Here is a 14,779-nt window from a genome sequence, read left to right as displayed (position 1 = left end):
GATCAGTCACCGTCGTTGGCATTGAAGCCCAGCTGGATGTTCAACGCCTTGGCCAGCTCGCCTTCGTGCAGGCGGTGGACGACGTTGAGGCTGTCGTAGATCTGGTTCAGGGTTTGCTGGCCAGCGTCGTCGGCCAGCAGCTCGCCCAAGGTTTTCTGGTTGTCGGCCAGCAGTTTGAGCGAGGCAGCGTAGGCGACGTCGATCTTGTCTGCCAGGGCTTTCTGATCGCTGGACAGCAAGCCGCGCAGGCCTTGGTTGTCGACCCCGACCCAGACCGCTTCGGCGGCCTTGAGGCTGGCCTCCAGGCTCTTGAGCGAGCTGTGGCTGCGCCAGGCTTCGGCCTGCAGTGGCTGCGGAATGCCCTTGCTCTGGCGGCCCATCGGCGCACCGAGCTTTTTCTTCAGGCTGTCCAGGGCGGTGACCTGGGCGCGCAGCAGGTCGGCGATGGCCTCGTGGGAGTCGGCGTAGCGCTGGTTGGGGAACTTGGTCATCTGCGAGAGCATGCCGTCGGTGCTGTTCCAGCCCTTGAGGATCTCTTCGGCCAGGGTTTTCTGGTGTTCACCGATGGCCACCAGCAACGGGCAGTAGCGGGCTTTCTGCTCGGCAGTGGCGATGTCCGGCTTGCTGTCGAACAGGATGTACTCGTAGGCCGACAGGCCACGCACCACCACGCTGGCCTTGCCCAAGGCCGCGGCATCGACCGGCTGGTCTGCGTTGACCAGCTGCTCGACCTGGCGGCCGACCAGGTTCTTCTTGTCGGGCCAGAACTGTACTTGCCAGGCGCGGTTGCCTTCGGCCAGCGGGCCGACCAGCAGCGGTTGCAGCTCGGCCCAGGCTTTTTGCGCATTGAGGAAGTCGGCACGGGCCTTGTCCAGGGTTTCCTTGCCTTCGCAGTAGGCCAGGGCGCTGGCGGCCAGCGTGCGGTCGGCTTCGACCCAGCGGCTGTAGGTGGGCAGGATCACCTGCTTGGCGATGGCAGCGGAGGTCACGGCTTGCGGGTCCTGCGGCGAGCAGGCGCCGAGGGCGAGTGCGGCGAGGCTGGTGAACAACAGTTTGGGTCGGAACATGCCCGGCTCCTTTGCGCTTTTTAAAGTGAGTTCAGGAAAGCCAGCAACGCGGCACGCTGCTCGGCATTGAAAGTGAGTACGAAATTGCGTGCCGACTCGGCCTCGCCACCGTGCCAGAGCACGGCCTCGAGCAGGTTGCGGGCGCGGCCGTCGTGCAGGAACTGGCTGTGGCCACTGACCGTTTCGCTCAGGCCGATGCCCCACAGTGGCGGGGTGCGCCAGTCCTGGCCGTTGGCGGCGAATTCGGTGCGCTCGTCGGCCAGGCCCGGGCCCATGTCATGCAACAGCAGGTCGCTGTAAGGACGGATCAACTGGTTGGCCAGCTCCGGCTCGGCGGCATTGGCGGCTGTGGTGAACTGCGGTGTATGGCAGCCCTGGCAGCCGGCCTGGTAGAACAGGTTCTTGCCCGCCAGCACCTGCGGCGAGCCCACGTCGCGTCGGGCCGGTACGGCCAGGTTGCGCGTGTAGAAGGTAACCAGGCGCAGGATGTTGTCGCTGACCTCCTTTTCGCCATCGGCACCGTCGCCGTTGGGCGCGGCCAGGCAGTCGGACTGCGCCTGGGTGCAGTCATCGTTGGGCTGCAGGGTGGTGGTCAGGCCCATGTCGCCGGCAAAGGCATGCACGTTCTGCTGGTTGACGTTGGGCTGCCCGGCCTTCCAGCCGAAGCGGCCGACCACGGTTTTGCCCTGGGCGTCATCCCACACCCGGTTGGCCCGGCCGCGGATGCCGTCGCGGTTGCGGTCGTCGGGATCCTCGTTGGCCAGCAGGTCGGCCTCGGGGATGGCTTCGAGCAGGCCCAAGCCGATCATCGGCGGCGCCACCCGCGCCGAAAAGCGCGTGTCGGGGTGCATCACGCCATAGCCGAGCTGGGTGATCTGCAGGGCCGGCTTGCGCAGCTCGACCTGGTGGCCATCCTCGAACGACACCGTTTCGCTGGTGTAGCTGACCCGCACCTTGCCTTCCGGCGTCACGCCGGGGATGGCCATGTCCTGCAGCTGGGTGCCATAGACCGGCTCCGGCACCACGCCGAGGCGTTCGACCACCTTGGCCAGGTAGGGCTGGTCGGGGATCGACAGGCGTACCAGCATCGATACGGCGTTGCTGTCGCCCGGCTCTGGCGGGTGGCCGCGGCCGTCGCGCACGTGGCAGTTCTGGCAGGCATTGGTATTGAACAGCGGCCCCAGGCCGTCACGGGCGGTGGTAGTGGACGGGGCGATCACCCAGGGGTTGCGGAAGAAACTGTTGCCTACGGCGAAATCCAGGCGCCGCTCGGGCGAGAGGTTGGCCGAGGGCAGGGAATAGGCATTGCGGTCAGTGCGCTGCACGGTGGCTTTGCCGCCCGACAACGCTTCGCCGGGCTCGGCCTGGGTGAAACGCGGGGCGTCATCGCAGGCGGCAAGGGCAAAGGCCAGCAGCAGGGGGGAGAGTCGGGACAGCGACAAGGACATCGAAAATCCTGGGCGTGAGCGAAAAACCGGCGTGCAAGCTTAGCAGGGTGAGGGAGTTTGAATAAGAGCAATTTGCAATTGCTGGATGAAATCGGTGTCAGTTGGCCATGGTTTGTGGTTGCCTGGTCGGGCCCTATCGCCGGCAAGCCAGCTCCCACAGGTACCCCACAGCCTCTGAGCCCAGTGGGGAACCTGTGGGAGCTGGCTTGCCGGCGATAGGGCCGGAAGCAAAAAAGGCGACCCGAAGGCCGCCTCTTTCAGAACCGCTACAGCAGGATCAGAACTCGTGATCCGCGGTATCCGGGTTCAGGTTGGCAATGCCCAGCTTGCCCGCGGCCTGCTCGATCGCACCGGTCTGCTTGACCAGGGAGGCGATGGCGTCACGCACGATCTGGTTGCCGGCTGCGTTGTCGGCAGCGATCAGCTGGTCGTAGTGCTCGCCCTTGAGCGCGTGGTCGACGATCACCTGGATCTTGGCTTCGGTGGCTTCCAGGTCGGCCTTGAGGGTGGCGTCGGCAGCCGGGTCTACTTTGGCCACCAGCGACGACAGGCTCGGGCCGGTCACCTTGCTGCCGTCCGGGCGGGTGTACTCGCCCAGGTAGACGTTGCGGATGCCCTTGGCATCGTAGAAGTGCGAGTAGTGGGTGTTGTCGCTGAAGCAGTCGTGCTCGTCTTCCGGCGAGTTGGCCTCCAGCGAAACCTTCATGCGCTCGCCAGCCAGTTCGCCCAGCGACAGGCTGCCCATGCCGAACAGCATCTTGCGCAGGCCGTCGTTGACCGACTCGGCTTCCAGCTTGGCGCGGTAGTTGTCGGCAACGTTCGGTGCCCAGTTGCCGACCATCTCTTCGAGGTCCTTGACCAGCAGGTCGGTGACCGCTTTCAGGTAGGCACGGCGGCGGTCGTTGTGGCCACCGGTGGCGCCCTTGCCTTCCAGGTAGTCCGACGCCGGACGGTTGCCAGCGCCCGGGCCGGTGCCGTTCAGGTCCTGGCCCCAGAGCAGGAACTCGATGGCGTGGTAGCCGGTGGCGACGTTGGCTTCAGAGCCGCCCAGTTCGTTTAGGCTGGCCAGCTTCTCGGGGGTGATGTCCTTGACGTCGATCTTCTCTTCGCCCACCTGGATCTCGGTGTTGGCGATGATGTTGGCGTTGGCCGCCGGGTTGCCCAGGGCGTGCTCATAGCTCTTGTCGACGTAGTCGATCAGGCCTTCGTCCAGCGGCCAGGCGTTCACCTGGCCTTCCCAGTCGTCGATGATGGTGTTGCCGAAGCGGAATACTTCGCTCTGCAGGTACGGTACGCGCGAGGCGACCCAGGCTTCCCTGGCTGCTTTCAGAGTTTCGTCGTTCGGCTTGGCCAGGAACGCGTCGACTGCGGTCTGCAGGGTCTTGGCGGTGCTCAGCGAGTCGCTGTACACGGCGTAGACCAGCTCGGCGTAATGCTTGACCACGGCTTTGCCGGCGGCTTCGTCGACAGCCCCGGGCGCTGCAGCGGTGGTGCTGGCGGCAGCAGGTGCCTGGGCTTGCGGCGCGGCGGCCTTGTCGTCCTTGCCTTCGCCGCAACCGGCGAGAGCGATGGCAATGGCCAGCAGACTGGCGGAGGCCAGAGGCATTCGAATCATTATTGGTTTCCTGCGTCGTGTGGTTAAACCAAGGGGTGGACGGTGCGCCGAGGCACGCGAAACGACAACATCATGCGAAAGATTTGCATTTGCTGTAAAGGGGCGGGCATGCAATTCGTGTAAATGCCGGTCACGGGCTGTAATCGGGCAGGCGGCTCAGAACATCGAAACCTGGTTTCGCTGTGCCTGCTTGAGGAAGTTGGTCAGCTCACGGGCCGACAGCGGCTTGCTGTAGTGGTAGCCCTGGCCCTCGTGGCAGCCCTGGGCGACGATGTAGGTTTCTTGTTCGGCGGTTTCCACGCCTTCGGCGATTACCTGCATTCCCAGGCTCTTGCCCAGCTGGATGATGGCGCGGACGATGGTGGCGTCGTCATCGTCGTCCAGCAGGTCCTGGACGAAGCTCTTGTCGATCTTGATCTTGTCCAGCGGCAGCGATTTCAAGTAGCTGAGCGACGAGTAGCCGGTGCCGAAGTCGTCGATGGCAATCAGTGCTCCGGAGCGGCGCAGGCTCAGCAGGTGCTGGGCGGCGGTGCTGATGTCTTCCATCAGGCCGGTTTCGGTGACTTCCAGTTCCAGGCTGCGTGGTGGCAGGCGGTAAGCCTGCAGCAGGTTGTTGACCACCCGCGGCAGCTCGTTGTGGTGCAGCTGTACGGTGGACAGGTTGACCGCCATGCGCAGGTCGCTGAAGCCCATGTCGTGCCATTCGCGCAATTGCCGGCACGCCTGGTCGAGCACCCATTCGCCGATGCCGATGATGCTGCCGTTCTGTTCGGCCAGGGGGATGAACTGGTCCGGGGGCACCATGCCCAGCTCCGGATGTTGCCAGCGCAGCAGTGCTTCGACACCGACCACGCGGTGGTCGCGGTAGCTGATCTGTGGCTGATACACCAGGTACAGCTGGTTGCGTGGCAGGGCTTCGCGCAGGTCCTTTTCCAGTTCGCGACGGCGGCGCATCTCGCTGTCGACGCTGGCGATGTAGAACTGGTAGCGGTTGCGTGAACGGGCCTTGGCCAAGGTCATGGTCTGTTCGGCTTTCTGCAGCAGCTTCTCGGTGCTGTCGCCGTCTTCCGGGAACAGGGTGATGCCGATGGTGGCGCGCAGGCGGATCTGCTGGTGGTGGTCGAGGTCGAACGGCACTTCCAGGTCGTCGAGGATACTCTGCGCCAGTTCGGCGGCCTCGTAGGGCTGCTCGATATTGGCCTGCACCAGGGCGAACTGGTCACCGCCCAGGCGTGCCAGGGCGCCCAGTCGGCCGCTGTGGGCGCGCAGGCGGTCGGCCAGGGCCAGCAGCAACTGGTCGCCGACCTGGTAGCTGAACTGCTCGTTGATGCCCTTGAAGTCGTCCAGGCCTACGCACAGTACCGCCACGCGGTGTTGCAGGCGGCCACCGTCGACGAGGATCTTGTCCAGTTGCTGCTGCAGTTGCTGGCGGTTGGGCAGGCCGGTGAGGAAGTCGTACTGGGCCATGCGTTGCAGGCTGTTTTCCGCCTCGTGACGCAGATGGGTGTTGCGCTCGATCGAGGCCAGCAGCTGGTTGGCGGTATTTACCCACAGGCCCAGCTCGTTTTTCTCGTGGCCCTTGAGCAGCGGTAGCTGATGCTGGCTGGGGCGGTCGGGGTTGATCTGGGTGAGGTGCTCGATGATCTTCGACAGCGGTTTGGTCAGCAGCCAGTGGTAGACCAGGTACAGCACCAGGCCCATGGCCAGGGCCCGCAGCACGCCGGAAATGAAGATGATCACGGCGTTGATCAGGAAATCTTCGCCGTAGGACGAGGTGTCGAGGGTGATGCTCAGGTCGCCGTAGTATTCGCTGTAGGGGCCGCGGCCGACCAGTTGCGTGCTGTAGGTACGTTCCTGGCCGAGGATCAGGTCGGTCAGCCAGCGCATGGACATGTCCTGCAGCGGGCGGGACTTTTCTGCGAGCATGGTTTCGTTGGGGTGGCCAATGGAGGCCATGCGTACCGATTCATCCTGGAACAGGCCTTCAATCACCTGCATGCCCATTTCGCGGTCGAGGCTATATACCGCCTGGGTCGAGGGGTCGCGGAACATGTCGAGGATGCGTTGGGCATCGCTGTTCACGGCTTGGCGGGTCTTGTAGGTGTCGTAGACGATTTGCGCACAGCTGAGCACGACACCGACCGCTAGCGCCGACAGCAGCACGACCCTGAGCAACTTGACCGACAAGCTGTTCCGCAATTCCAGCTTCAATGGGGGTTTCCTTAATCCATGCGCATGGCATCATTTTGCCATCAGCGATGACGATACACTATCGGCCGACCATCAGAAGTGTATCGGTTGCCTGACCCCGCAACTTGAATGCGCCGTGACAATCTTCCAGAGGTTTGATGTTAGCGTGGTATGCGGGCTGAGCAAGCGTTTTGCGGGTGGGGCGTGGATGAAAACCGTGTCGACCGCTTCGCGGGCAAGCCCGCCCCCTCAGGCATGGCACATTCCTCCAAATGGAGTAGCGCCTGTGGGGCGGGTCTGATTTGCACGCCGCTGGAGAAGCGGACGGATCCCTGCGATGAAAGGCAACCACCTGTGTACGCATGCAGACGAGCACAGCATCCGCCATCAGGCAGGCACTGTGAAGGCACGCGTTATCGGGCAGTTACAGTAGTGCGGGGAAAGGGTTATTGGCGATTGGCACTGCTGGCCGGCCATTGTTCAAGTTCGGCACAGGGCGGGGTCAGGAACATGTCCGACTGAAACCGAATCCCGCAACTGTAATCGATGAAGGCAGGCGCGTTCTCGGCGGCGGCAATATTGTATTTCTGGAACGGCAACATGGCCCTGCGCACCGGCGACTGGTTGAGAATATTCTTGAATACCATGCTGGTGTCATCGGCAATCCACAGCCGACGGACTTTTCTTTTCATGTTGCCGTCAGTGAACTGGTGGCGTGCATGCAATACTCGCAAGTTGTCCATGACCAGGATTTCGCCGGGTTCCAGGCTAATGTTGGTGATGTAGTCCGGGTTGGTTGAATATTCATCCTGGATATACTGGAAGGCGGAACTGGCCCATTCCGGACTGAACGCAGTGCTGTCATACCGGTAGCGAATACGCAGTTTGTTCTCATTGATCTTTTCGAAGACAGAACAATCGATCGACAGCAGGTCATCACGGCAGTACGTGACACTGCCACTGGTCATCAGGATCCTCAGGATGTCGGGATGATTCACCAGCAGGTCATTATAAATGCGTTGCCCATCCACCAGGAAGTTGTCACCGCCAAACTGCGGTTTGGAAACGCACTGCAGAATGACGTATTTGGGCGGGGTAATCTTTCTGGCAACCCCATCGATATACGCCATGCCATTGAGGAACGAGCCATCCGTATGGGGATAGAAGTCGCTCGACAGTTCGCCGTGGTAGTCGTCCCTGAACGCTTGCCAGTCCTTGTTGATCGGATCGCCGCCGCCGACCACGCCAGTCTTGTCGGATTTGGTATGGAACTGGATCAGGCCGAACCGGCCTGCAACCGCGCGAAAGGCCTCGAGCGAATCGTCCTCGGGGTTGATTACGCAATATCCATGTTCATGAAGAAAAGTCGAGATCCCCTGGCTGTCCTTGGAATCAAACTTTTTACGCGCGATCATTTCAAACTCCTTGTTTGAATGGATGAAGCTCAGACGTTTTGAATAAAGTGGTCCACAATCATTTTCAAACCGAAGAACGTCACCCCGGCTTTAAGCAGGATGGCGCCAACACGTTGCGATATTCGGTTTCGAAGAAAGCCGCCCAGGTAGGAACCGGCGGTGGAGGCGGTGATCATGATGATGATCAACTGGGCATAGTCCATGAAGGCAAAGCCGGCAAAGACAAAGGCAGCTACTTTCAGGCCGTGCAATACACTCATCTGCATGGCGTGGGTGACGATGACCTGATCCTTGTTGATGTTCATCCTCATCAGGATCGGCTGGGAAATAAGCCCGGTGACGGCAACGAACAGTGATAGAAACGTTTGCAGGAAACCAACGATGGCAAAGTTTTTCAGGACAAAGCCGAGCGAGGCGACCAGCTTGGTCCAGGTAATCGCCAGGATGAAGATGCCGAGAATCAACGACAGGTACTTTTCCGGGAAATGCCCAATGAAGAAGTAACCGATGGCTGCCCCTGAAAGGCAGCCGATGACATAACGCGGGAGAATCTCGATTTTTGCGTGCTTGTAATCGAAGGCGAAGCGGCTGCCGTTGCTGACCATCTGAATCAGGCCATGCACTGGCACAACGGCAGAAATGGGCAGGAACTGCGGCATGACTGCCAATAGGCCAATCCCGCCGCCTACGCCGATAGCGGCAGTCATCAAAGAAGTTAGAAAACTGACGCCCACCAAAACATATAGGCCAGCGGATAGTTCAAACATTGTCACTCCTGTCTGATTGACATGAATTCAAGCGGGCACTTCTGTACCGCAGTTGCTCGTTGCTGTTTGTGGCGCGCACGCAGCCACCCGACGGCGCACGGCGCGCCATCGGCTGTCGATGATTGGTTGATAGCGGGTATGTCAGCGCCTGGCTTTCAGTGCCGAGCAGCGCCTTTACGCAGCGGGCGCGCTATTTTTCCGGCAGCGCCCAGGCAATGATGCTGTCACCCAGCTTGGTCGGAATCCGGTCATGCCCGCCGACCACGGCAACAACGTACTGCCGCCCTTCGCTCATGTAGGTCAGGGGCGAAGCCTGGTTGCCGGCCGGTAGGCGCTCTTCCCACAGCAATTCACCACTTTCGCTGTTGTAGGCGCGCATGAAACGGTCGATGGCAGCGCCAATGAAGGTCACGCCTCCTGCTGTAGCCACGCCAGTAGCGTCGCTCGGAGTGCCGATTTCGAAGCGCAGTTTCGAGGCGATGCCCAAGGGCCCACTGTCATAGCCGGTGCCGAACGGGCGGCTCCAGCGCACTTCACGTGTGCGCAGGTCGATAGCGGAGATGAACCCCCAGGGTGGTGCGATGCACGGCTGTTCCAGCGCTGACATCCATGGGTCCTTGATTGCCCCGAACGGCAGACCGGCCTGGACGCGGAACCCCTGGTTATTGCCCGGCGACTCCTGAAACGACTTGGCATTGATCGCATCGAGCTGTTCGCGTGGAACCAGCCCCTGCATGTACGGCAACCGCTGGTTGTTGATGATCAGCAGGCCTCGCTGCAGGTCCACCATCACTCCGCCCCAGTTCAGGCCGCCGTGATGGCCGGGAAAGATCAGGCTTTGCTGGCCGACTACCGGCGGTGTAAAGATCCCTTCGTAACGCGCCTGGCGAAACTCGATGCGGCATTGCAACTGATCGAACGGCGTCAGGCCCCAGGCGTCGGCTTCGGTCAGCACTTCCGGTCTTTTCGATGGGCGGCCCATGGTGCTCGGCATGCTTGGTGACAGCGGCTGCGTCGCCGCGGTGTAGTCTCCAGGGGCAGTGCCCTGCGGGACGGCAGCCTGCACCACGTCGACCAGCGGTTCGCCGGTGGCGCGGTCGAGGACGAACAACTGGCCCGATTTGGTCGCTTGAATGACGGCCGGGCGTGGGCCGCTGCTCGTGGGGAAATCGATCAGCGCCGGTTGTGGGCTCAGGTCGTAGTCCCAGAGGTCGTGATGGACGGTCTGGAAATGCCATTTGACCTTGCCGGTGAGCGCATCCAGGGCCACCAGTGAAGAGCTGAACTTGTCTTCCTGTTCGGTACGGGTACCGCCATAGAAGTCGCCTGCAGCATTGCCGGTGGTGATGTAGACCAGCCCCAGTTCGTCGTCGGCGGAAATCGGCGCCCATGAGTTGGGCGTGCTGAGCGTATAGGTTTCATCGGCGTCGGCAGGCGCAGTGCTGTCGGGGCGACCGAGGTCCCAGGCCCACTTCTGTTTGCCGCTGACTGCGTCGTAGGCGCGAACCACACCTGATGGCGCCGGGCGCACATCCGAGTCAAGCACGCGGCCACCGGTAATGACCACACCACGGATTACCAGTGGTGCAGAAGTGATGCCGGTGGAGCCTTTGCGGAACGTGCCCAGGCCGTCCTTGAGGTCGGCAAAGCCTGCCGTGCCGAAATCTGGGCAGGCCTGCCCGGTGAGCGCATCAACTGCACCCAGGCGGATGTCGTTGGTGCCCCAGATGATGCGTTTGGCGCATAGGCCACTGGCATTGGGTACTTCGTAGTACGAGACACCACGGCAATAGGCACCACCGTTGGCGAAATAGTCCGGGTCGACTTTCGAGTCGTAGCGCCAGTTCTCTTTGCCGGTAGTGGCGCTCAACGAAATGATGATTTGCTTGGGCGTGCAGGTATACAGCGAGTCGCCAACCTTGATTGGCGTGGCCTCGTTCAGATACTTGGTTTTTTCGCCAGGCTGTTTCACATCGCCATGATGATACTCCCAGGCCTTGACCAGGCCGGAAACGTTGCTTGGGGTAATCTGCGCCGCAGCGGAATAGTGGTTGCCGAGGTTGGAGCCGGCATAGGCGGTCCAGTTGGTCTTGTCGTGGGACGCGGCGACATTGGCGTCCGGTGAGGTCACGGTACTGCGGCTGAAGGGTTGCTGTGTATGCGCGGTGATAGCGGGCGAGTCGGCCAGGTGAACGGTGTTGGGGAAGAACAGCGGTGTCAGGATGGTGGCCGCCATCAGCAGCGGCAGCCCCCCCATGATGCTGAAATACAGTGCCTTGTTGACTTTGGCAAAGTCGCGCCGGACAAGAGGCCAGAAGGCCAGAAAGATCACACTGAGAAGTACCAGCCATGCCAGACGTGGGATATAGGCCCAGCCGTTGTAGCCGGATTCCCAGATTGCCCAGCCGTAGGTGGCCAGGGATGCTGCACCGTAGAGATAGATGCCGAGCGACTTCTTCAGGCCCATGAGTGCGGCTGACAGCAGCAATGCGGTACCCATCATTGCGTAGTAAGGCGAGCCGCCGGCACTGACCAGCGTGCTTCCCTGACAGGCCAGCGTCAGGCCAAGCAGGGCCAGCAGAATCGTGTACACCCCGAACAGCAGGCTGGAGACCCCCGTCCCGTTAGCCAACGTTCCTTGTTTCATTGCAATCATCCCTGTGTGATTCGGTGCCACAGTGCGTCCGAGCGGCGCGCATAATTGCTTATTCTTACAATGAAATACAATAAGTGGCGCGAAATTTACTCCTGGCGCTGAATCTCAGGGCGGTTTTGTATCTTGCGTAAAAAGAAGGCAATGTCTAAGCTGCCTTCCCTGATCTGAACGCGCGGGTAATGAAAGGAAGGCGGGGGAAGGGGTTACGCCTGCTGGCTTTCCAGCAAGGCATCCTGACGGGTCTTGAGCCGGCCGACTTCGTCCAGATGTTTCCAGAGAAACTGAGCGGCTTCTTCACGCCGACCGGACTCGATCAAGTCGAGCAGGTGCAGGTGCTCCAGGCATTGCGTCATCAGGCGACTGCGGTCGACGTTGGCTTTGTAGCTCATGAAGCGTCTGAACTGGTTTTGCCGACGTATGGCATCTATGAAGAAGAGATTGCCCGAGCACTGCACGATCATTTCGTGAAACTGGGCGCCAATTTCGAACAGTTGGGCACGTGACAGCTGGTGAATTTCGCCGTCGAGCATGGCCTGCTGTTGCTCCCGGGCTTTGGCAAATGCGGCCTGGTTGACCTTGTAGCCTGGTTCGCGCAGTGCGGCCGGCTCGATGGCCATGCGGAAGCGGTAGCTCTGGATGTGGGTCTGGGCGTTGTGTACGAATTCGTTAAGGCTCCAGCCTTGCCCGGGCTTGCGCTCGACCATGGCTTCGCTGGCCAGCCGGTTGAGGACCTTGAGCAGTTGCCCGCGGGGCACGGAGTAGCGTCGCAGTAATTGGGCCTCAAAGAATTCGGCAGGGACTTCCCCGCTGAGGATGTCGTCCACCACGCGCAGGTAGAAGTCTTCGAATGGGTCGCAGGTGGGCGGTACAGTGGTTTCCTGGATCTGCCCGGCGTCCTGTTTCAGAAAGTAGCCGCGATTGGGCTCCTGCACCGCGATGTTCCACTCGGCGAGCAGGGCAAATACCCTGCGAATGGGGGAGCGGGAGACATCGAAGGCTTGGGCGAAGGTCTGCTCGCGCAATGGCTCGCCGGCCTTCATCGACCGGGCGCGGATCATCTCGATGACGCGAGGGGCCAACTGCAGGGCGAGATCTTTCTTTATCACAGGCTGTATTCCGAATGGTTATCTTCAGTCGATCCAGCAGATTCGGGTCGGACTGGGGCAGGAAAATACCACACACGGATGGATCTATACGCATGCTCAAATTCAATGCTCATCTCGGCTTCCAGTTCAATGAACTGCCTTTTCTGCAGCGTATCGAAGCCGCTGCCGCCGCCGGATTTCGCGCGGTGGAATTCCCGTCACCCTATGAATTCGACGCGAGTTTGTTGGCTGATCAACTGGCGCAATATGGGTTGCCATTGGTCCAGTTCGCTGCGCCGGCTGGCGTTTCCAAGGGTATTGCCGCGGTGGCGGGCAAGGAGCCCGAGTTCCGTGACGGGTTACGCCAGGCCGTCAGCTATGCCCGCGCACTGGCGTGTGCGGATGTGCACCTGATGTCCGGGGTAACCCACGAGGATGGCGCCGACAAGGTGTACGCGAGCAACCTGGACTATGCCGTGAAGTATTTTGAAGACCAGGGGCTGCGGCCATTGATCGAGGTGATCTGCACGCAGGCAATGCCGGGGTATTACATGTCCGACTTCGGCAAGGCGCAGCGGGTGCTGGAGGCGCATCCCGGTATGGGGCTGATCCTTGATCTTTATCATGCACAGTTGCTGACCGGAAATGCTGCCGATGTGCTGGCGCAGTTCTTTGAACGGACGGTGCATGTGCAGGTGGCCGACTGCCCGGGGCGGCATCAGCCGGGGACGGGGCAGATGGATGTTGCAGGGTTGCTGGCGGCGCTGGAGCAGCGCGGGTATGCAGGGTGGGTTGGATGTGAGTATCGGCCTACGGGTGCCACTGTAGATAGCCTTGGCTGGCTTGATCGGTACGTTTCCTGAAAATACGGCGTTCTGGCCCCTCGCATGCCCCGAAAAAAATCCGATACCAGAGGACTGGCATCGGATTTTCGAAGAGCCCCGGCGTGGCGCCGGGGTTCTGTCTCAAGGCTGGATGACTCAGGCCTTGAAGGTCTTGCCTTCGAACTGTTCGGCAACGAAGGCCCAGTTGACCAGGTTCCAGAACGCCTCGACGTACTTCGGACGCAGGTTGCGGTAGTCGATGTAGTAGGCGTGTTCCCAGACGTCGCAGGTCAGCAGCGGGGTGTCGCCGCTGGTCAGCGGGCAGCCGGCGCCGATGGTGCTGGCCAGGGCCAGGGAACCGTCAGCCTTCTTCACCAGCCAGCCCCAGCCGGAACCGAAGGTGCCAACCGAAGTCTTGGTGAACTCTTCCTTGAACTTGTCGAAGGAACCGAAAGCGGCGTTGATGGCGTCAGCCAGGGCACCGGTCGGCTGGCCACCGGCGTTTGGTGCCAGGCAGTTCCAGTAGAAGGTGTGGTTCCAGACTTGAGCGGCGTTGTTGAAGATGCCGCCCGAAGAGCTCTTGACGATCTCTTCCAGGGTCTTGCCTTCGAATTCGGTGCCTGGGACCAGGTTGTTCAGGTTCACGACATAGGTGTTGTGGTGTTTGTCGTGGTGATACTCCAGGGTTTCCTTGGAGATGTGCGGCTGCAGGGCATCGTGGGCGTACGGCAGCGGCGGCAATTCAAAAGCCATGGTGGATCTCCTGATTCAGGTCTGTTTGCGGTTTGCGCAAGGCCGATCACGGGCGGCCCGATGAGCGTCGGCGAGTTTGTACTCTTTGCGACGCAAGGGCTGGATCATAGCACCGGGCCCGGCGCATAACCACGCAACAAAGATAGGGAATAGAGGTTCCAGAGCGGTTGGGGTGTGCCGACCGGTGGTGTTCGGCTTACCCCTTGTGGCGCCTGGCAGATCGAGCGCCGCCCGCGCGGCGCTCGATCTGCCAGGCGCTAGAAATGTTGTGACAAGCCCAGGGTCAGTTGAAGATCAACTGCGCCGCCACCGCGAACATCATCACCGCCACCATCAGGTCGAGCATGCGCCAGGTCGCCGGCCTGGCCAGCCACGGCGCCAGCCAGGCCGCACCGATCGCCAGGGTCGAGAACCACAGCAGCGAGGCGCTGGCAGCGCCGGCCACGTAGGCGCCAGGCGCAGCCTGCTGGGCGCCCAGCGAGCCGATCAGCAGCACCGTGTCGAGGTACACGTGCGGGTTCAACAGGGTCACCGCCAGGGCACTGAGCAACACCGCGCGGCGTGAGCGCGCACCCTGGCCTTGCTGGTGCTGCAGGCTCTGCCTGGAGCAGGCGCTGCGCAAAGCCTTGGCGCCGTACCAGATCAGGAACACCGCGCCGCCCCAGCGGGCGATCGCCAGCAAGGTCGGGTTGTGCGCCAGCACGGTGGCCAGGCCGAACACTCCGGCAGCCACCAGGATGGCGTCACAGACGATGCACAGTGCCGCCACCGGCAAATGATGCTCGCGGCGCAAGCTCTGGGCGAGGACGAAAGCGTTCTGTGCACCGATGGCCATGATCAGGCCGAAGGCCACGAGCATGCCGTTGAGATAGCTTTGCCACATGGCGCGCTCTCCAAAGCGTCTAAAAGATGCTGGCCATTGTGATGAACCACGCTGTATAAGAAAAACAAATAGAGCT

11 protein-coding genes are annotated in these 14,779 nt (G+C 61.4%); 1 reads left to right on the top strand and 10 read right to left on the bottom strand.

The genetic code is table 11. From position 1 onward, the window contains the following. Positions 1 to 2: 2 nt before the first annotated feature. The 8 genes from GYA95_RS18455 to GYA95_RS18420 form a co-directional block, all read right to left on the bottom strand. Positions 3 to 1,067 carry an imelysin family protein gene (locus GYA95_RS18455; protein WP_015271687.1) on the bottom strand — a complete coding sequence of 355 codons (1,065 nt, stop codon included), beginning with the start codon at positions 1,065 to 1,067 and terminating at the stop codon, positions 3 to 5. A 20-nt stretch (positions 1,068 to 1,087) separates the two neighbouring features. After that, entirely contained in the window at positions 1,088 to 2,515 is a 1,428-nt protein-coding gene (locus GYA95_RS18450) for a di-heme oxidoreductase family protein (protein WP_015271686.1), read from the bottom strand. A gap of 277 nt (positions 2,516 to 2,792) precedes the next feature. After that, entirely contained in the window at positions 2,793 to 4,130 is a 1,338-nt protein-coding gene (locus GYA95_RS18445) for an imelysin family protein (RefSeq protein ID WP_013974080.1), read from the bottom strand. Between the two features lie 156 nt (positions 4,131 to 4,286). Further along, positions 4,287 to 6,341 (bottom strand): putative bifunctional diguanylate cyclase/phosphodiesterase, encoded by a 2,055-nt coding sequence (locus GYA95_RS18440; protein ID WP_015271685.1) that lies wholly within the window; start codon positions 6,339 to 6,341, stop codon positions 4,287 to 4,289. A 425-nt stretch (positions 6,342 to 6,766) separates the two neighbouring features. Then, positions 6,767 to 7,735, bottom strand: coding sequence for a TauD/TfdA family dioxygenase (locus GYA95_RS18435; protein ID WP_161551459.1), 969 nt, complete (start codon positions 7,733 to 7,735; stop codon positions 6,767 to 6,769). Positions 7,736 to 7,764: 29 nt separating this feature from the next. Continuing rightward, complete coding sequence (locus GYA95_RS18430) at positions 7,765 to 8,502, bottom strand: TSUP family transporter (protein WP_043935892.1); 738 nt, start codon at positions 8,500 to 8,502, stop codon at positions 7,765 to 7,767. A gap of 190 nt (positions 8,503 to 8,692) precedes the next feature. Further along, positions 8,693 to 11,149, bottom strand: a complete 2,457-nt coding sequence (locus GYA95_RS18425; RefSeq protein ID WP_015271682.1) for a membrane-bound PQQ-dependent dehydrogenase, glucose/quinate/shikimate family — start codon at positions 11,147 to 11,149, stop codon at positions 8,693 to 8,695. Between the two features lie 212 nt (positions 11,150 to 11,361). Continuing rightward, positions 11,362 to 12,264 carry a GntR family transcriptional regulator gene (locus GYA95_RS18420; protein WP_161551458.1) on the bottom strand — a complete coding sequence of 301 codons (903 nt, stop codon included), beginning with the start codon at positions 12,262 to 12,264 and terminating at the stop codon, positions 11,362 to 11,364. A gap of 92 nt (positions 12,265 to 12,356) precedes the next feature. Between GYA95_RS18420 and GYA95_RS18415 the strand changes: the two genes are divergently transcribed. Continuing rightward, the gene (locus GYA95_RS18415) at positions 12,357 to 13,106 is read left to right on the top strand and encodes a hydroxypyruvate isomerase family protein (protein ID WP_054573318.1); all 750 of its coding nucleotides are present in this window, start codon (positions 12,357 to 12,359) and stop codon (positions 13,104 to 13,106) included. A gap of 117 nt (positions 13,107 to 13,223) precedes the next feature. Here GYA95_RS18415 and GYA95_RS18410 read toward each other — a convergent pair whose 3' ends face one another. Together GYA95_RS18410 and GYA95_RS18405 are read right to left on the bottom strand one after the other, a co-directional pair. Continuing rightward, on the bottom strand, positions 13,224 to 13,820 hold the full coding sequence (locus GYA95_RS18410) for a superoxide dismutase (RefSeq protein WP_013974076.1): 597 nt from the start codon (positions 13,818 to 13,820) through the stop codon (positions 13,224 to 13,226). 283 nt (positions 13,821 to 14,103) lie between these two features. Beyond that, complete coding sequence (locus GYA95_RS18405) at positions 14,104 to 14,703, bottom strand: LysE/ArgO family amino acid transporter (protein WP_003258234.1); 600 nt, start codon at positions 14,701 to 14,703, stop codon at positions 14,104 to 14,106. Positions 14,704 to 14,779 lie beyond the last annotated feature (76 nt).

The organism is Pseudomonas asiatica (assembly GCF_009932335.1).
GTDB classification, from domain to species: domain Bacteria; phylum Pseudomonadota; class Gammaproteobacteria; order Pseudomonadales; family Pseudomonadaceae; genus Aquipseudomonas; species Aquipseudomonas asiatica.
Note: the sequence above shows the minus strand (reverse complement) of the source record. Positions and strands in the feature narration are given on the sequence as shown.